Genomic DNA, 17968 nt, shown 5'->3' with positions numbered 1-17968 from the left:
TCCATGATAATGAGAGGCCTCCTGTAGGAGCGAGCTTGTTGTGGCGAGCAAGCTTGCTTGCGCTGGGGTGCGCAGCGCCCCCAAAAAAGCCGGGACTGCTGCGCAGTCAGCGGGAGCAAGCTCCCTCGCCACAACAGGCGCGCTCCTACAGGTTACATGCGGAACACGCCGAAGCGGCTCGGCTCGATGGGGGCGTTCAGGGCGGCGGACAAGGCCAGGGCCAGCACGTCACGGGTCTGCAGCGGGTCGATCACGCCGTCATCCCACAAGCGCGCGCTGGAGTAGTAGGGATGGCCCTGGGTTTCATACTGGTCGAGGATCGGCTGCTTGATCGCGGCTTCCTCCTCGGCACTGAAACCGTTGCCGGCGCGCTCAGCCTGTTCGCGCTTGACCTGCGCCAACACCCCGGCGGCCTGTTCGGCCCCCATCACGCCAATGCGTGCGTTGGGCCACATCCACAAAAAGCGCGGGTCGTAGGCGCGGCCACACATCCCATAGTTACCCGCACCAAAGCTGCCACCGATGATCACGGTGAATTTCGGCACCTTGGCGCACGCCACGGCGGTGACCAGCTTGGCGCCGTGCTTGGCAATGCCGCCGGCTTCGTACTTCTGGCCGACCATGAAGCCGGTGATGTTTTGCAGGAACAGCAGTGGAATCCCGCGCTGGCAGGCCAGTTCGATAAAGTGCGCGCCTTTTTGCGCGGCTTCGGCGAAGAGGATGCCGTTGTTGGCCAGGATCGCTATCGGGTAGCCATGCAAGTGCGCAAAGCCGCACACCAGGGTCGTGCCGAACAGGGCCTTGAACTCATCGAACACCGAGCCGTCCACCAGCCGTGCGATGACTTCGCGCACATCAAAGGGTTGCTTGGCATCCGCCGGGATCACGCCGTACAACTCTTCGCTGCTGTACAGCGGCGCCACCGGCGAGCGTTGCAGCAGCTCACCCTGCTTGCGCCAATTGAGGTTGGCCACGCTGCGCCGCGCCAGCGCCAGGGCGTGCTCATCGCTGTCGGCATAGTGGTCGGCCACGCCCGAGACCTTGCAATGCACATCGGCACCGCCCAGGTCTTCGGCGCTCACCACTTCACCGGTGGCGGCCTTCACCAGCGGCGGGCCGGCGAGGAAGATGGTGGCTTGCTGGCGCACCATGATCGCTTCGTCAGCCATGGCCGGCACGTAGGCACCGCCGGCGGTGCACGAGCCCATCACCACGGCAATCTGGGGAATGCCCTGGGCGCTCATATTGGCTTGGTTGAAAAAGATTCGCCCGAAGTGCTCGCGGTCTGGGAACACCTCGTCCTGGCGCGGCAGGTTGGCGCCACCGGAGTCCACCAGGTAGATACACGGCAGGCGGTTCTGCTCGGCGATGGTCTGGGCGCGCAGGTGTTTTTTAACGGTCAGCGGGTAATAGGAGCCGCCTTTGACCGTGGCATCGTTGGCCACAATCATGCATTCGACGCCTTCCACCCGGCCGATGCCGGCAATCACCCCGGCAGCCGGGACGTCTTCGCCATACACCTGGTGGGCGGCCAGTTGGCTCAGCTCGAGAAACGGCGAACCCGGATCGAGCAGACGGTTGATACGCTCGCGGGGCAACAGCTTGCCGCGTGACGTGTGGCGTTCCTGGGCCTTGGCGCCGCCACCTTGATGGACGTGGGCGAGCAGGCTGTGCAGGGCGTCGACCTGTTCAAGCATCGCCGCGCGGTTGGCGGCGAATTCCGCCGAGCGCGGGTTGAGCTGGGTGTGCAAGGTGGCCATGGGCGTGCTCCTTCAGCGGGTTTCGTTGAACAGTTCGCGACCGATCAACATCCGCCGAATCTCACTGGTGCCCGCACCAATTTCGTAGAGCTTGGCGTCACGCAGCAGGCGCCCGGCGGGGAATTCATTGATATAGCCATTGCCGCCCAGAATCTGGATTGCATCCAGGGCCATTTGCGTGGCGCGCTCGGCGCTGTAGAGGATCACGCCCGCAGCGTCCTTGCGCGTGGTCTCGCCGCGTTCACACGCCTGGGCCACCGCGTAGAGGTAAGCGCGGCTGGCGTTGAGCTGGGTGTACATATCGGCGACCTTGCCCTGGATCAACTGGAATTCGCCGATGCTCTGGCCGAACTGCTTGCGGTCGTGGATGTAGGGCACGATCAAGTCCATGCATGCCTGCATGATCCCGGTAGGGCCACCGGAAAGCACCACGCGCTCGTAGTCCAGGCCGCTCATCAACACTTTCACGCCGCCATTGAGCACGCCGAGGATGTTTTCTTCGGGCACCTCGACGTCGTCGAAAAACAGCTCGCAGGTGTTGGAGCCGCGCATGCCCAGCTTGTCGAATTTATTGCTGCGGCTGAAGCCTTTCCAGTCGCGCTCGACGATGAAGGCGGTGATGCCGTGAGGGCCTTTTTCCAGGTCGGTCTTGGCGTAGATCACATAGGTGTTGGCGTCCGGGCCGTTGGTGATCCAGGTCTTGCTGCCATTGAGTACGTAATGGTCGCCGCGCTTGTCGGCGCGCAGTTTCATCGACACCACGTCGGAACCGGCATTCGGCTCGCTCATGGCCAGGGCGCCGATGTGCTCGCCGCTGATCAGCTTGGGCAGGTACTTGAGTTTTTGTGCGTGGTTGCCGTTGCGGTTGATCTGGTTGACGCACAGGTTGGAGTGCGCCCCGTAGGACAACGCCACCGAGGCCGAGCCACGGCTGATTTCTTCCATGCTCACCACATGGGCCAGGTAACCGAGGCCGGCACCGCCGTATTCCTCGGGCACGGTGATGCCCAGCAGGCCCATGTCGCCGAACTTGCGCCACAGGTCGGCGGGGAACAGGTTGTCGATGTCGATCTGGGCCGCGCGCGGTGCGATCTCCTTGGCCACGAAGGACTGCACCTGGTCGCGCAGCATGTCGATGGTCTCGCCGAGGGCGAAGTTCAGGGACGGGTAACTCATGGACAGGCACCTTAATGTGAGCTTTGTTGTTGTGTGGGCAGGGCGCGGGAGGAGGGCGCTCACCTTTACGTTAACGTAAGCTTGCGTTGCGGCGCTGTCAATCGTAGTTTACGTATACGTCAACCTACAAAAAAGATAACAGGGGTCGTTATGGATCAACCGAACCAGAGTTACAGCCGTGGCTCCCAGGACAAGGCCTTGCTGGCCATGACCATTGGCCAGGCATTCGATCGCACCGTCGCTCAGCATCCAGATGGCGAAGCCTTGGTGGTGCGCCACCAGCAGCAGCGCTACACCTGGCGGCAGCTGGCCGAGACGGTTGAGCTGCACGCCCGCGCGTTCCTCGCCTTGGGCATGCAAACCGGCGACCGCCTGGGTATCTGGGCGCCTAACTGTGCCGAGTGGCTGATCTGCCAGGTGGCGAGCGCCAAGCTCGGGGTGATCCTGGTCAATATCAACCCGGCCTATCGCAGCAGTGAATTGGACTACGTGCTCAAACAATCCGGCTGCCAATGGCTGGTATGCGCCGGTTCTTTCAAAAGCTCCGATTACCACGCCATGCTCCAGGCGTTGAAACCCGAGCTGCGCGGCCTCATCAGCCTTGACCCCAGCCCGCCGCCGGAATTCATGCCCTGGTCGCAGTTGGCGGCGCTTGGCGCAGGCGTGCCGCCCGAGCACCTGCACAGCCGCCAGGCCAGCCTGCATTTCGATCAACCCGTGAATATCCAGTACACCTCCGGCACCACCGGCTTCCCCAAGGGCGCCACCCTCAGTCACCACAACATCCTCAATAACGGTTACATGGTCGGTGAAAGCCTGGGCCTGACGGCAGGGGACCGCCTGGTGATCCCGGTGCCGCTGTATCACTGCTTCGGCATGGTCATGGGGAACCTCGGTTGTATCACCCACGGCACCACCATGATCTACCCCAATGACGGCTTCGACCCGTTGCTGACGCTGAACGCCGTCGCCGAAGAACAAGCCACCGGCTTATATGGCGTGCCGACCATGTTTATCGCGCTGCTCGATCACCCACGCCGAGCCGAGTTCGACTTGTCCAGCCTGCGCACCGGGATCATGGCCGGGGCGACATGCCCGATCGAGGTGATGCGTCGGGTCATCCATGAGCTGCACATGGGAGAGGTGCAGATTGCCTATGGCATGACTGAAACCAGCCCGGTGTCGCTACAGACCGGCGCAGATGACGATATCGAGCGGCGTGTTACCACGGTGGGCCGCACCCAACCGCAACTGGAAACCAAGATTGTCGACGAGGCCGGTAACACCGTGGCCCGGGGCGTGATCGGTGAACTGTGTACACGCGGCTACAGCGTGATGCTCGGTTACTGGAACAACCCCGACGGCACTCGCGAGTCCATCGATGAGGCCGGCTGGATGCACACCGGCGACCTGGCGACCATGGATGAGCAGGGTTACGTGTGCATCGCCGGGCGTAACAAGGACATGATCATTCGCGGTGGCGAGAACGTTTACCCGCGGGAGCTGGAAGAGTTTTTCTTTACTCATCCGGCCGTGGCGGACGTGCAGATCGTTGGCATCCCGGATGAACGTTATGGCGAAGAGATTGTTGCCTGGATCAAGTTCCATCCCGGTCAAGTGGCCAACGAGCTGGAGTTGTTGAGCTGGTGCAAGGACCGCATCGCCCATTTCAAGACGCCCAGGCATTTCAAATTCGTGGATGAGTTTCCGATGACAGTCACGGGCAAGATCCAGAAGTTTCGCATGCGCGAGATTTCCATCCAGGAGCTGCAAGCGCGCTGACAACGTCAAACCCCTGTGGGAGCTGGCTTGCCTGCGATGGCGGCCTGGCTGCCGGCCCACATCTACCTGATACCCCGCGAACCTGCTGTGCCACCAAAATAGTGAAACCCAGAAAGCACAAAGGGGACCCGAAGGTCCCCTTTAATTTGTCGTTGCGTGCTCTTTTCTTATTATTGAGGGACGGCCTGTTGTTGTTTTTGGTAGCCGTGGCCCGTACCGCTTTTTTGGCGACCCCCATCCGGGGTCAAGAGCAAACGTATTTTTTTGAACGCTGACCTGCTTCTTCGTAAACGATCCAACCAGTGGGTAGCTACCTAAGGTAGTTTTATTTTTCTCTATCCGGTTGCGGGTTGCGGCATGCCGTACCCTGGGAAGCACATCTTCTCCAAAAAAATCTGTTAGCTGCGTCTCTGCCGTGTTGTTTTTGTTATGTCAGAGTCGTTTCGTCTTATTTTTATTAGGTTTGGCGCTTTTTATTCTTGTTATGCCATAGAGATAGCAGAAGGCGTGCCAACTTTTTAAAAGCCTTTAAAATCAACGAGTTGGTTTTTTTTCAGTATTTTCTTTCAGTTTGCACGGCGGATTTTGTTCCCGCGTTACACGTTATGCCGGTGTGCGGTAACACATTGTCACAGCTGTGCTACTCACCTGCGTTACGCACCTTCGCCACGCGGGAACCCGTAGGCCGTCCCAGCACCTGGCTGATCTGCTGGCCGGCGCCAATCAAGCGTTCCAGGTCGATACCCGTGTCGATACCCAGGCCGTTGAGCAGGTACAGCACGTCCTCGGTGGCGACGTTACCGCTGGCGCCCTTGGCGTAGGGGCAGCCGCCCAGGCCTGCGATAGAGCTGTCGAACACCGTGATGCCCTCCAGCAGGCTGGCATAGATGTTGGCGATGGCCTGCCCGTAGGTGTCGTGGAAGTGCCCGGCCAGCTTGTCCCGTGGCACTTGCGCGCCGACCACTTCGAACAGGCGCCGGGTAGCGCCCGCCGTGCCGGTACCGATCGTGTCGCCCAGGGACACTTCATAGCAGCCCATGGCATACAGCTCGCGGGCGACCGCCGCCACTTGCTCCGGGGCGATATCGCCTTCATAGGGGCAACCCAGTACACAGGACACATAGCCGCGCACGCTGACGCCGTGCTGCTTGGCGGCGGCCATGATCGGTGCGAAGCGCTCCAGGCTCTCGCTGATGGAACAATTGATATTGCGCTGGGAGAACGCCTCGGACGCCGCCGCGAACACCGCGACTTCCTTGACCCCGGCCGCCAGCGCATCCTCGAACCCGCGCAGGTTCGGTGCCAGTGCGCCATAGGTCACGCCGGGCTTGCGCTGGATCTGCGCAAACACTTCGGCTGAACCTGCCATTTGCGGCACCCATTTGGGCGAGACAAAACTACCGACTTCGATATAGCTCAAGCCAGCGGCGCTCAAGGCGTCTACCAATCGGACTTTATCCGCCACGCTGATGGGCTGGGCTTCGTTCTGCAAACCGTCGCGCGGGCCGACTTCAACCAGGCGTACGTGGGAGGGGAGGGACATGGCAGTTACCTTCTGGTCAATGGCCGGCTTGGCTGATGGTCTGCGCCAGGGCCTGGGTGCAACGCTCTTCAGCGGTGTCCAGTTCCAGCTTCATCTGTTCGATATCCAGCAGTTGCTGTTCCAACTGTTCACGGCGTTCGGCGATCTTGGCCAGCATGCTGTTGAGTTGGATCTGGTTGCCGCCGGTGGGGTCGTAGAGTTCGATCAGTTCGCGGCATTCGGCCAGGGAGAAGCCGATGCGCTTGCCACGCAGGATCAGCTTGAGGCTGACCTTGTCCCGCGCCGAGTAAATGCGCTCCTGGCCCCGACGTTCGGGGGCCAGCAGGCCTTGTTCTTCATAGAAACGAATGGCGCGGGTGGTGATGTCGAGCTCGCGGGCGAGGTCGGAGATGCTGTAGGTGGTGCTCATGGCGGTGCTCAAGGAAGTCTTGGCGCTAAGCTAATTGCAGGTTGACGTAAACGTCAAGGCTGCTGGGCTTTCTTTTCCTGGGCCGTCACCTGCTGGCACAACTCGATCATCTGTTCACGCATCCAGCGGTTCGCCGGGTCCTGGTCGGTGCTTTCGTGCCAGTACAAATGGGTTTCCAGCGGCGGCACGCTGTTGACTGGCAGTTGGAACCAGTGCAGTTCATGACGACGGGCGAAACGCTCGGGCACGGTCATCACCATGTCGGTCTGTTGCAACACCTGATAGGCCATCAGGTAGTGCTGGGAACGCAGGGCGATCTTGCGTTGAATGCCCATCTTGCCCAAGGCCAGGTCCACATAGCCCAAACCGTTGCGGCGGCTGGAGATATGGATATGGGTCAGCGACAGGTAATCATCCAGGGTGAATTTATCCTTGCCCGCCATCGGGTGGCCCTTGCGCATGGCGCACACGTAGCGGTCTTCCATCAGCTTGACGTGACGCACCTGCGGGTCGGTGTTGAGCGGCGCATCCACGGCAAAATCCAGGCGCCCGGCGGCCAGTTCCTTGGTGGTTTCGCGACGTTTGGACAGGAAACTCTCGATCATCACGGTAGGCGCCAGGCGACGCAGGCGCTGGAACAGCAGCGGCAGGATCACGGCCTCGGTCAGGTCGGTCATGCTGATACGGTAGGTCTTGGCCGCCTGCTGCGGGTTGAAGATGCGGCTTTCCTGCACGGACACGCGCAGCAACGACAACGCATTGCGCACCGGGCCGATGATGTTCTGCGCCATGGGCGTGGGCACCATGCCTTGGGCGGTACGCACGAACAGCGGGTCGTTGAAGGTCTCGCGCAACCGTGCCAGGGCGTTGGACACCGCCGGCTGGGTGATACCGACGATCTGGCCGGCGCGGGTCAGGTTGGCTTCGGTGTAGATCGCATCAAAGACGATGAAGAGGTTGAGATCGACCTTGCTCAGATTCATTTCGTTGCGCTCTTATTGTGAGGTGCTCATACGCCGATCATATATCGGTGATGAATGTTAATACACGGCGAGAATAGGCTAGGTAAATTATCAGCGCTGTTCTAGCATCGAATGCATGACCTAAACAACCTCTCAAAGAAGGGAGCTGCTCATGGATTTCGCCTATTCGCCCAAGGTTCAGGAACTGCGTGAACGCGTCACTGCGTTCATGGACGCTTATGTCTACCCGGCCGAACCGGTGTTCGAACGCCAAGTCAGCGAAGGTGATCGCTGGCAGCCCACGGCGATCATGGAAGAACTCAAGGCCAAGGCGAAGGCCGAGGGCTTGTGGAACCTGTTTCTGCCGGAATCCGAACTGGGCGCTGGCCTGACCAACCTTGAATACGCACCCTTGGCGGAAATCATGGGCCGCTCGTTGCTGGGCCCGGAGCCATTCAACTGCTCCGCTCCCGACACCGGCAATATGGAAGTGCTGGTGCGCTACGCCAACGAAGAACAGAAACAGCGCTGGCTCGAACCCTTGCTGCGCGGCGAGATTCGTTCCGCCTTTGCCATGACCGAACCGGATGTGGCGTCCTCGGACGCCACCAACATGGCCGCCCGCGCCGAACGCCAGGGCGACGAGTGGGTGATCAACGGCAAGAAGTGGTGGACCTCCGGCGCCTGCGACCCGCGCTGCAAGATCCTGATCTTCATGGGCCTGAGCAACCCCGATGCGCCGCGTCACCAGCAGCACTCGATGATCCTGGTGCCGGTCGATACCCCAGGCGTGAAAATCCTGCGGCCGCTGCCGGTATTCGGCTACGACGATGCGCCCCACGGCCATGCCGAAGTGCTGTTCGACAATGTGCGTGTGCCTTATGAAAACGTGTTGCTGGGCGAAGGCCGTGGCTTCGAGATCGCCCAGGGGCGCCTTGGCCCTGGCCGTATCCACCACTGCATGCGTTCGGTCGGCATGGCCGAACGCGCATTGGAGTTGATGTGCAAACGCTCGGTCAGCCGCACTGCCTTCGGCAAGCCTTTGGCGCGGTTGGGCGGCAATATCGACAAGATCGCCGACTCACGCATGGAAATTGACATGGCCCGCCTGCTGACCTTGAAAGCGGCGTACATGATGGACACCGTGGGTAACAAAGTGGCGAAAAGCGAAATCGCCCAGATCAAGGTGGTGGCACCGAATGTGGCCTTGAAAGTCATCGACCGCGCGATCCAGATGCACGGCGGTGCCGGGGTGTCCAATGACTTCCCGCTGGCCTATATGTACGCCATGCAACGCACCCTGCGCCTGGCCGACGGCCCGGACGAAGTGCACCGTGCGGCGATTGGCAAGTTCGAGATTGGCAAATATGTGCCTCGGGAATTGATGCGCGGCGGGCAGTAACACTGATGATCGTTCCCACGCTCTGCGATCGTTCCCACGCTCTGCGTGGGAACGCCTCCCGTGACGCTCTGCGTCACCCTTTCAAGAGCGGACGCGGAGCGTCCAGAGCGGCATTCCCACGCTGAGCGTGGGAACGATCTTCAACGATCTTCAGTACACCCAAACCTCCACTCGCCGATTCTTGATCCGGCCTTCATCCGCAGTATTGGCCGCCACCGGCATCTGCGCGCCAAACCCGCGAATATCCTTGAGCACCACGCCGCTCTTGACCAGCTCTCGGCGCACTGCCATCGCCCGCAACTTCGATAGCAGCGCCGCACGTTGCGGATCATTCTTGGTGTCGCCAAACCCCACCAGCGTCACCTGCTTATTCAGCTTGCCGTGACTTCTGATATAGGCGACCACCCGCTGCACATCCTGGCGCGCCTTATTGTCGAGGCTGGCGCTGCCCTCGTCGAAGCGAAAATTCACCGTCAGGCGCTGAGCGTCTCGGGCGATGGCCTGGTAATCGTCGGGCATCGACGGGCGCGGCGCCACACCGATCGCTTGCACCTGCTGGGCGATGAAGCCATTGGCAGCCACAATCGCCTGGCCCTTGCTGCCTTGGGAAAACTCCACCAACGCCTTGGCCCATGGGTTGCGGGAAGAGGGCGGCAAGTAGAAGAACAGCCGACGTGACAGCGGGTAATCCTCGGTGGCGATCAGGCTGGTCAGCGGCAACATCGGTTGCGAGTCGCCGTCGACAATCGCCACCGCCTTGGCCTGGCGCACAGAGGGCAGGCCGATAAAACCGACGCCCTGGGGGTCCTGGCTCACCGCATCGGAAAGCTGTTCGCTGGATTCAAAGCGCTTGGCCGACGGCGCGAGCGGTTGGCCGCGGCGGCTCAGCACCAGTTCCCGGAAGGTGTCGAAGGTGCCGGATTGATCATCCCGGGCATATAAATGAATGGTCCCGCCTGTACCTCCCAGTGCCTCCCAGGTGCTGACCTCGCCGTTGAAGATTTGCGCCAATTGCTCGGTGTTGAGGCTATTGAGCGGGTTGCGCGGGTTGACGATGATTGCCAGGCCATCAATGGCGATCACATGCTCGGCGCCTGGGGTTTTCAAGTCCCCCAGGGGGGCGAGGTCCACCAGCTCGCTGTCTTTGATCGGGCGGGACGCTGCGGAGAGGTCGGCGCGATTGTTTTTCAGCGCCGCAAAGCCGGTGCTGGAACCGTGGGCCGCCACCTCGATGGTGACCGTCTGGCCTTGGCGTGTCTTGCCGACCACGCGCTGCTCATTCACCCCGGCACCCGGTTCAGCACGCACATCCTGCAAGCCCTGATACTCCATCAAGCCTTTGACCAGCGCCGGTCCGAGTGCCGCGCCGATGGTGTTGGAGCCCTGGATGCGCAGGGCCGGGCCTTGGTCGGGAATGGACAGAGGGGCCGCCACGGCGGGGAATGCGATTGCAAAACACAGGAACAGAACGCGCAGCATCATGCCGGCACCTTCTTAGGCCAAAGGGAGTGCCGGAAGATTAAGTCAGTCGGATTGCAGCCATATGACCGACACGGGGCTGGCACCCCTGATCTCCTGTAGGAGCGAGCTTGCTCGCGAAAAACGTCAACGATAACGCGGGCTTCCTGAATAAACGCGGCGCCCTCAAGTTCTTCGCGAGCAAGCTCGCTCCTACAATCAGCTCAGTTCCAACCAGATCGGCGCATGGTCCGACGGTTTCTCCAGCCCACGCAAATCATAGTCCACCCCCGCGTCCTTGACCCGAGGCACCAACCCGGTGGACGCCAAGATCACGTCGATGCGCAGCCCGCGCTTGGGCTCGTCCTCAAAGCCACGGCTGCGGTAATCGAACCAGCTGAAGCGGTCGGTCACATCCGGGTTGAGGTGGCGGAAGCTGTCCACCAGGCCCCAGTTCTTCAAGCGTGCCATCCACTCGCGTTCTTCCGGCAGAAAGCTGCACTTGCCGGTTTTCAGCCAGCGCTTGGCGTTGTCGGCGCCGATGCCGATGTCGCAGTCCTCTGGGGAAATGTTCACGTCGCCCATCACCACCAGCGCCTGGTCATTGCTGAACTGGCTTTCCAGCAATTGCTGCAAGTCTTCATAGAAGCGCTGCTTGGCCGGGAACTTGGTTGGGTGGTCGCGGCTTTCGCCTTGGGGGAAGTAGCCGTTCATGATGGTCACTGGGTGGCCGTTTTCGTCGGCGAAGGTGCCCCAGATAAACCGGCGCTGGGCGTCTTCTTCATCGCTGGCAAAGCCTTTGTGCACGCTCAACGCTTCTTTGCGCGAGAGCAGGGCCACGCCGTAGTGGCCTTTCTGCCCGTGGTAGTACACGTGATAACCCAGGGCCTGCACTTCGGCCAACGGGAACTGATCATCGTGGACCTTGGTTTCCTGCAAACCGATCACGTCCGGTTGATGCTTTTCAATCAGCGCCGCCAACTGATGAGGGCGAGCACGCAGCCCGTTGATATTGAAGGAGACGATTTTCATGGTCGGCAGTCCAGTCTGGCAAAAGGGCGATGCTAGCCGACAAGTCGGATGGGGGCCAGCGTGGCGGCAGGATGAATGCGCTGCTAATGTCTGGGAACGACTGGAGCTGTGCAGGTTCGTACCCATAAGAACGCCATGTTTGAGTGGCGCCCAGGGAGATTGACTGTTATGCCAGACACTTCGACGGCCACTGCCGAAATCCGCCTGCTCAATAGCGGCTACTCCCGTGAAGCGCGATCCCTGCTGTACCAGGCGTATCGCCATGAGCCGACCTTTGCCTACATCTTCGAAGCCGAGCGGGCGGGCTATGAACAGCGAGTACGTGCCACTGTGCGCGAACTGGTCAAGCAGCATTTTTTCCAGAAACTCCCGGCCATCGGCCTGTTCGTCAACGACCGGCTGATCGGCATTGCCCTGATTGCACCGCCCCAGCGGCGCCTGGGCATCACCGAAAGCTGGGCCTGGCAAATCCGCATGTGGCTGAGCACCGGCGTGCGCGGTACGCGGCGCTATCTGGAATACCATCATGCCGTCATGGCGTGCCTGCCCAACACGTCTGTGCATGTGCTGCCGCTGCTGGGCATTCACCCGCAGTTCCAGGGCAAGCACCATGGTGAGCAGTTGCTGGAAGCGGTACACAATTGGTGTGCCGACGACCCGCATTCATCCGGCGTGGTGCTCGACACCGGTAACTCCCGTTATTTGGATTTCTACAAGCGACAGGGCTATGAGGAAATCGGCGAAGTCGCCGTAGGGCCGGTGCGCGAGCATGTGTTTTTCCATCCCAATCCCCAGGCGTTACATCCTGCAACGGCTTGAGACAGAATTATTCAGAAGAATCCGGGTTCATAGTTCCTCTCTCGCTCGTGTAGCATCCGCGCCTATGAAGTTTCCAGGAAGATTTACCAGCGGCTTGATTCTGCTGTTCACGAGCTGCGGCGCATTGGCGCAAAGCGAGCTGGACGTGCGGATCAAACCCTCGAACGACGCGCTGAAAGCCAACATCGAAGGCTATATCGGCGGTGTGGGCGATCGTGATGAAGAAGCCTTGCTGCGGTTCAGCCGTGGCGCCGAGGAGCAGGCGCGCAAAGCCGCGCAGGCCCTGGGCTACTATCAGCCACAGATCAACAGCGATGTGAAGGGCGGCAAGAACCCGCGCCTGACGCTCACCATCGACCCCGGCGAACCGGTGCACTTGCGCGACGTCACCATAAGGGTCGACGGCCAGGCCGCGAGTCTCAAGACCTTTCGCGTGCCCGCCAGCGACGACCTCAAGCCCGGCGCCGTGCTCAATCACGGCTATTACGAAGACGCCAAGCGCCTGATCCAGAACCAGGCCTCGCGCTACGGGTTTTTCAGCGGGCGTTTCACCAGCCAGAAACTTGCCGTAGACCCTCAAGCGGGCGTGGCCGACATCGAACTCATTTACGACAGCGGCCCACGCTACAGCATGGGCAAGGTCAGCTTCACCGGCGACACGCCCTTTGATGAAGAGCTGTTGCAGCGCATGGTGCCGTTCAAGCCCGGCACACCCTATGACTCCGAACTGGTCGCCGAACTCAACCAGAACCTGCAAGCCAGTGGCTTCTTCGAAGGCGTGCGCGTCGACGCCAGCCCCACCGCCGCCACCGATGACGTGATCCCGGTGGCGGTGCAACTGGACACCCGCAAGCCGCGCACCATGGGCCTGGGCCTGGGTTATTCCACTGACGTCGGCCCACGGGGCAAAGCCAACTGGACGCGCCATTGGGTCAACCCACAGGGCCACAGTTATGGCTGGGAAGCTGAACTGTCGGCGCCACGGCAGAACGTCGGGCTGTGGTACGACATCCCGCTCGACCCGCCGCTCACCGACAAACTGCGCTTTGCCGGCGGCTACCAGAATGAAGAGATCGCCAACACTGATACCCTGAGCAAGCTGCTCACCATCGGCCCCGAATGGCACAGCAAGTTGCCCAGTGGCTGGACGCGGGTGATCTCACTCAAGTACCAACGCGAGGAATACCGCCTGGGCAATGACTCGGGCCTGAGTAACCTGCTGATGCCTGGCGTGAGCTATTCCTACCTGCGCAGTGACAACCGCATCGACCCGCATCATGGCTACCGCCTGATGTTCGACACCAAGGTCGCCAAAGAGGGGCTGGGGTCTGACACCAACCTGCTTTACGGCACGGCCACCGTCAAAGGCCTGACCACCTTGTGGGACAACCACCGCTTTCTGGGGCGTGCACAATTTGGCGGTAGTGCCACCAACGGCTACAAATCCGTGCCGCCGTCGTTGCGCTTCTTTGCCGGTGGTGACCAGAGCGTGCGCGGTTACGAGTACCAGACCCTGTCGCCAGAGAACGATCGCGGCGATCGCATCGGTGGTCGCTACATGGTGGCCCTGAGCGCTGAGTATCAATATTCCATCACCGATAAATGGCGTATCGCGACCTTTGTCGACCAGGGCAACTCCTTCAACAACCTGGACTTGCCCAGCCTGAAAACCGGCGTGGGTGTCGGCGTGCGCTGGGTGTCGCCGGTGGGGCCGATTCGCCTCGACCTGGCCCATGCCCTCGAAGATCCGGGCGGCGTTCGCTTGCACTTTTCCATGGGGCCTGAGCTGTGATGCGTGGTTTGAAAATAGCGGGGCTGGCGTTGGTTGCCATCCTCGTCTTGCTGTTGTTGGCGCTGTGGTCAGTGCTTGGCACCCAGGCGGGCAGTCGCTGGGCCTTGGGCCAGGTGCCAGGTTTGAGCGTGGAAAATTTCCAGGGGCGCCTGGGCGGGCAGTGGAGTGCCGATCATTTGCTGTGGCAGCAGGATGGCAGCCGCGTCGAGCTGAATGCACCGACGTTTGACTGGTCACCCGGCTGCCTGCTGCGCATGACCCTGTGCATCAACCGACTGGATGTGGAACAGGTCAGCCTGGAATTCGCCCCCAGTGCCGAAGAGAGCGACAGCGGGCCGATTCAACTGCCCGACCTGAAGCTGCCGGTTTCGCTCCAGTTGGGCGATGTTCGCATTGGCAGCCTGCTGTTCAACGGCAATGAAGAACTCAAGGGCCTGCAACTGGTGGCGCACTGGACTACCGCCGGCCTGCAGATCGACTCGGTGCATCTGCAGCGCGACGATCTGGTACTGGACCTCGCCGGTCTGCTGCAACCCAGCGGCGATTGGCCGTTGAATGCCACCGGTAACCTGAGCTTGCCCTATGCGCCGGGCGGCGCGCCCTGGAGCGTTGCTCTCAAGCTCGACGGCGACTTGCTCAAGACCCTCAAGCTCGACGCCGACAGCAGCGGCTATCTGCCGGCCAAGCTCACTGGCGAGCTGCAACCCCTGGTGGAAAACCTGCCGGCGCAGGTGCACATCACCTCCGGGTCGTTCAAACCCAGCGCAGACCTGCCCGATACCCTGCAACTCAACCAACTGGACTTGAACGCTAAAGGCGACCTGAGCAATGGCTACCAGTTGCTGGGCAAGGCTGTGCTACCGGCCGAAAACGGCCCGGTGGATTTACTGCTCAAGGGCAAGGTTGACGCCAAGGGGGCACACATTGCCGGCCTGGACCTTACGGCCGGCGACAAGCAAAGCCTCAAGCTCAGTGCCAACCTGGACTGGCAACAAGGCTTCAGCGCGGACGCCAAGATCGACTGGCTGGACTTCCCCTGGCATCGCCTCTATCCGGTCATCGACGAACCGCAAGTGGCCTTGCGCACCTTCAACGGTGAAATCTCCTATAAAGACGGCAACTACCTGGGCAATCTCAAGGCTGACCTCGACGGCCCGGCGGGCAAGTTCAATGTGGTCACCCCCTTCAGTGGCGACCTCAAGCAGGTCTTCCTACCTGAGCTGAAACTGAGTGCCGGCCAAGGCAAGGCCGAAGGCCACCTGAACCTGCAATTTGCCGACAGCATTGCCTGGGACACCGCGCTGGAGCTGTCGGCGCTGAACCCGGCCTACTGGGTCGCCGAGTTGCCCGGCACCCTGGCCGGACCGCTGCGCAGCAAAGGCGAGTTCAAAAATGAACAGCTCAAGCTCAACGCCGACCTCGACCTCAAGGGCCGCCTGCGCGGCCAAACCGCCGTGCTCGCGGCCAAGGCCGAAGGCGCCGGCGAACAATGGACCCTCGCCAACCTGGACATCCGCCTGGGCGACAACCGCATCAACGGCAGCGGCAGCCTGCAACAGCGTCTGGCCGGGCAGATCGACATCAAGCTGGCGCGCCTGGCCCAGCTCTGGCCGCAACTGCGTGGGCAAGTCAACGGGCGTGTCGAAGTGGCTGGCACCTTGAAAGCCCCTCAAGGCAAGCTCGACCTCAAGGGTCAGCAACTGGCCTTTGCCGACAACCGTCTGCAAACCCTCAACCTGGACGCCAACCTCGATAGCGTCCAGCGCGCCAAGCTCGACCTCAAGGCCAACGGCATTCAAAGCGGCGAGACGCAAGTCGGCAATCTTACTGCCAGCGCCCAGGGCGATATCAAAAGCCAGAAAGTCCAGCTGGCTCTGACTGGCCCGCTGGTCAAACTGGCCCTGGCCCTGGACGGCAACCTCGACAAAGACAACTGGCGCGGGCGCCTGGCCAGTGGCGACGTGCAAGCCGGTGGCCAGGACTGGCGGCTGCAAGCCCCGGCGAAGATCGAACGCCTGGCCGATGGCAAGCTGACCTTTGGCGCGCATTGTTGGGTCTCCGGCGGCGCCAGCCTGTGTGGCGAAGACCAGCGCCTGATGCCCGAGCCGAAGCTGCGCTACCACCTCAAGCAATTTCCCCTCGACAGCCTCGCGGCCTTCTTGCCCAAAGACTTCGCCTGGCAGGGCAGGCTCAACGCCGATGTGCAACTGGATCTGCCCCAGAGCGGCCCCAAAGGCGTGGTCGCGGTGGACGCCAGTGGCGGCACCCTGCGCGTGCGCGACAAGGGCCAGTGGCTGGATTTCCCCTACGACACCCTGAAACTGGAAACCACCCTTAACCCCAAGCGCATCGACACTCAACTGAATTTCCGTGGCGGCAAGCTCGGCGAGTTGTTGCTGCAGGCGCAGATCAACCCGCTGCCGAACAACAAGCCGATCACTGGCACCTTCAGCCTCGCCGGCCTGGACCTCTCCGTAGCGCGGCCGTTTGTGCCCATGGTGGAAAAACTCAGCGGCAAGCTCAACGGCAGCGGCCGCATCTCTGGCGGCTTGCTTGCGCCTTTGGTCAACGGCAACCTGAACCTGGTGGACGGCGAAGTCTCCGGGCCGGAACTGCCCATCAGCCTCGAAGGCCTGAACTTGCAGGCGCAAATCGCCGGCGAAAGCGTGCAGCTCAACGGCGGCTGGCGCAGCGGCAAGGCCGGCCAGGGTAGCCTTACGGGCCAGATCGACTGGGGCCGCGCCCTGGTGGTCGACCTCAGCCTCAAAGGCTCGCAACTTCCGGTCACCGTGGAGCCCTACGCCAAGCTGGAAGTGGCGCCCGACCTGAAGATCAGCCTCAAGGACGACAAACTGGCGATTGCCGGCAAAGTCCACATCCCCCGTGGCGATATCACCGTGCGCGAGCTGCCGCCTTCGACGGTCAAGGTGTCCGACGACACCGTGATCATTGGCAGCCAGACCGAAGAGGGCAAACCGCCGATGGCCATGGCCATGGATATCGACGTGGAGGTGGGCGAGGACCAGCTCAACTTCGCCGGCTTCGGCCTCACCGCCAAGGTCCAGGGCCACGTGCACATCGGCGACAACATGGACACCCGTGGCGAGCTGTGGCTCAACGACGGCCGCTACCGCGCCTACGGCCAGCGCCTCAACGTACGTCGCGCACGCCTGTTGTTCGCCGGGCCGCTGGATCAACCGTTCCTGGATATCGAGGCGGTGCGCGTGGTGGTCGAATCGTCCCGCACCGTGACCGCCGGTATTCGCCTGAGCGGCAGCGCTGAACAACCGACCACGCAAATTTTCTCCGAGCCGGCCATGGCCCAGGAAGATGCGTTGTCATACCTGGTGCTGGGCCGTTCGCGCACCAACACTGGCGAAGACAACAACATGCTCGCCGAAGCCGCCCTGGGCCTGGGCTTGATGGGCAGCGCTGGCGTGACTTCGGATATTGCCAATAAGCTGGGGATTCAGGATTTTGATCTGGACACCCAGGGTACGGGTAACAGCACCGCCGTGGTGGCCAGCGGCAAGATCAACGAGAAGCTCAGCTTGCGTTATGGGGTAGGGGTGTTCGAGCCGGCTAACACCATTGCCTTGCGCTACCTGCTGAGCAAGAAGGTGTACTTGGAAGTGGCCACGGGCGTAGCGAGTTCCCTGGATATCTTCTACAAGCGCGATTTCTAAACCTTGCCCGATCAAAAAATGTAGGAGCGAGCTTGCTCGCGAAAAACGTCAACGATAACGCGTGCATCCTGAATGCACGCGGTGCCCGTGAGTTTTTTCGCGAGCAAGCTCGCTCCTACAAAAAGCCTTAACTGGACTCTCGCTGAT

12 protein-coding genes are annotated in these 17968 nt (G+C 61.4%); 5 read left to right on the top strand and 7 right to left on the bottom strand.

All coding sequences use genetic code 11. From position 1 onward, the window contains the following. Window positions 1-152: 152 nt before the first annotated feature. Together GIV26_RS03255 and GIV26_RS03250 are read right to left on the bottom strand one after the other, a co-directional pair. Window positions 153-1760 (bottom strand): carboxyl transferase domain-containing protein, encoded by a 1608-nt coding sequence (locus GIV26_RS03255; RefSeq protein WP_127880722.1) that lies wholly within the window; start codon window positions 1758-1760, stop codon window positions 153-155. Window positions 1761-1772: 12 nt separating this feature from the next. Continuing rightward, entirely contained in the window at window positions 1773-2936 is a 1164-nt protein-coding gene (locus tag GIV26_RS03250; protein WP_032896578.1) for an isovaleryl-CoA dehydrogenase, read from the bottom strand. Between the two features lie 150 nt (window positions 2937-3086). Between GIV26_RS03250 and GIV26_RS03245 the strand changes: the two genes are divergently transcribed. Beyond that, window positions 3087-4718 carry an AMP-binding protein gene (locus GIV26_RS03245; protein ID WP_236279487.1) on the top strand — a complete coding sequence of 544 codons (1632 nt, stop codon included), beginning with the start codon at window positions 3087-3089 and terminating at the stop codon, window positions 4716-4718. Window positions 4719-5358: 640 nt separating this feature from the next. On the opposite strand, the gene GIV26_RS03240 is transcribed toward GIV26_RS03245, so the two are convergent. Genes GIV26_RS03240 through GIV26_RS03230 form a run of 3 tightly spaced genes read right to left on the bottom strand, consistent with a single transcriptional unit; the run spans window position 5359 to window position 7653 of the window. Further along, a complete protein-coding gene (locus tag GIV26_RS03240) occupies window positions 5359-6261 on the bottom strand; it encodes a hydroxymethylglutaryl-CoA lyase (protein WP_034127916.1) in 903 nt (300 codons plus the stop codon). 16 nt (window positions 6262-6277) lie between these two features. Beyond that, entirely contained in the window at window positions 6278-6670 is a 393-nt protein-coding gene (locus GIV26_RS03235) for a MerR family transcriptional regulator (protein ID WP_003192195.1), read from the bottom strand. Window positions 6671-6723: 53 nt separating this feature from the next. Continuing rightward, on the bottom strand, window positions 6724-7653 hold the full coding sequence (locus GIV26_RS03230) for a LysR family transcriptional regulator (protein WP_034127915.1): 930 nt from the start codon (window positions 7651-7653) through the stop codon (window positions 6724-6726). 151 nt (window positions 7654-7804) lie between these two features. Here GIV26_RS03230 and GIV26_RS03225 point away from each other — a divergent pair, with 151 nt between their 5' ends. Next, window positions 7805-9034 carry an acyl-CoA dehydrogenase gene (locus tag GIV26_RS03225; protein WP_034127914.1) on the top strand — a complete coding sequence of 410 codons (1230 nt, stop codon included), beginning with the start codon at window positions 7805-7807 and terminating at the stop codon, window positions 9032-9034. 150 nt (window positions 9035-9184) lie between these two features. On the opposite strand, the gene GIV26_RS03220 is transcribed toward GIV26_RS03225, so the two are convergent. Together GIV26_RS03220 and xthA are read right to left on the bottom strand one after the other, a co-directional pair. Continuing rightward, entirely contained in the window at window positions 9185-10516 is a 1332-nt protein-coding gene (locus tag GIV26_RS03220; protein WP_236279486.1) for a substrate-binding domain-containing protein, read from the bottom strand. A 195-nt stretch (window positions 10517-10711) separates the two neighbouring features. Further along, window positions 10712-11524, bottom strand: a complete 813-nt coding sequence (gene xthA / locus GIV26_RS03210; protein ID WP_034127912.1) for an exodeoxyribonuclease III — start codon at window positions 11522-11524, stop codon at window positions 10712-10714. Window positions 11525-11692: 168 nt separating this feature from the next. Here xthA and GIV26_RS03205 point away from each other — a divergent pair, with 168 nt between their 5' ends. The 3 genes from GIV26_RS03205 to GIV26_RS03195 all read left to right on the top strand — a co-directional run bounded on the left by GIV26_RS03205 (window position 11693) and on the right by GIV26_RS03195 (window position 17821). Then, window positions 11693-12343 (top strand): GNAT family N-acetyltransferase, encoded by a 651-nt coding sequence (locus GIV26_RS03205; protein WP_034127911.1) that lies wholly within the window; start codon window positions 11693-11695, stop codon window positions 12341-12343. A 64-nt stretch (window positions 12344-12407) separates the two neighbouring features. Then, complete coding sequence (locus tag GIV26_RS03200) at window positions 12408-14135, top strand: autotransporter assembly complex protein TamA (protein ID WP_186527180.1); 1728 nt, start codon at window positions 12408-12410, stop codon at window positions 14133-14135. After that, entirely contained in the window at window positions 14135-17821 is a 3687-nt protein-coding gene (locus tag GIV26_RS03195; protein ID WP_236279485.1) for a translocation/assembly module TamB domain-containing protein, read from the top strand. The genes GIV26_RS03200 and GIV26_RS03195 overlap by 1 nt, the downstream gene beginning before the upstream one ends. Window positions 17822-17968: the final 147 nt, after the last annotated feature.

The organism is Pseudomonas sp. PA-1-3F, assembly GCF_021609665.1.
Taxonomy (GTDB): Bacteria; Pseudomonadota; Gammaproteobacteria; order Pseudomonadales; family Pseudomonadaceae; genus Aquipseudomonas; species Aquipseudomonas paracarnis.
Note: the sequence above shows the minus strand (reverse complement) of the source record. Positions and strands in the feature narration are given on the sequence as shown.

Bases quoted from the DNA above. Each gene is read 5' to 3' on its own strand.
- GIV26_RS03255 (WP_127880722.1), bottom strand. From the start codon at position 1,760: ATGGCCACCTTGCACACCCAGCTCAACCCGCGCTCGGCGGAATTCGCC.
- GIV26_RS03240 (WP_034127916.1), bottom strand. From the start codon at position 6,261: ATGTCCCTCCCCTCCCACGTACGCCTGGTTGAAGTCGGCCCGCGCGAC.
- GIV26_RS03225 (WP_034127914.1), top strand. From the start codon at position 7,805: ATGGATTTCGCCTATTCGCCCAAGGTTCAGGAACTGCGTGAACGCGTC.
- GIV26_RS03230 (WP_034127915.1), bottom strand. From the start codon at position 7,653: ATGAATCTGAGCAAGGTCGATCTCAACCTCTTCATCGTCTTTGATGCG.
- xthA (WP_034127912.1), bottom strand. From the start codon at position 11,524: ATGAAAATCGTCTCCTTCAATATCAACGGGCTGCGTGCTCGCCCTCAT.
- GIV26_RS03205 (WP_034127911.1), top strand. From the start codon at position 11,693: ATGCCAGACACTTCGACGGCCACTGCCGAAATCCGCCTGCTCAATAGC.
- GIV26_RS03245 (WP_236279487.1), top strand. From the start codon at position 3,087: ATGGATCAACCGAACCAGAGTTACAGCCGTGGCTCCCAGGACAAGGCC.
- GIV26_RS03235 (WP_003192195.1), bottom strand. From the start codon at position 6,670: ATGAGCACCACCTACAGCATCTCCGACCTCGCCCGCGAGCTCGACATC.
- GIV26_RS03200 (WP_186527180.1), top strand. From the start codon at position 12,408: ATGAAGTTTCCAGGAAGATTTACCAGCGGCTTGATTCTGCTGTTCACG.
- GIV26_RS03250 (WP_032896578.1), bottom strand. From the start codon at position 2,936: ATGAGTTACCCGTCCCTGAACTTCGCCCTCGGCGAGACCATCGACATG.
- GIV26_RS03220 (WP_236279486.1), bottom strand. From the start codon at position 10,516: ATGATGCTGCGCGTTCTGTTCCTGTGTTTTGCAATCGCATTCCCCGCC.
- GIV26_RS03195 (WP_236279485.1), top strand. From the start codon at position 14,135: ATGCGTGGTTTGAAAATAGCGGGGCTGGCGTTGGTTGCCATCCTCGTC.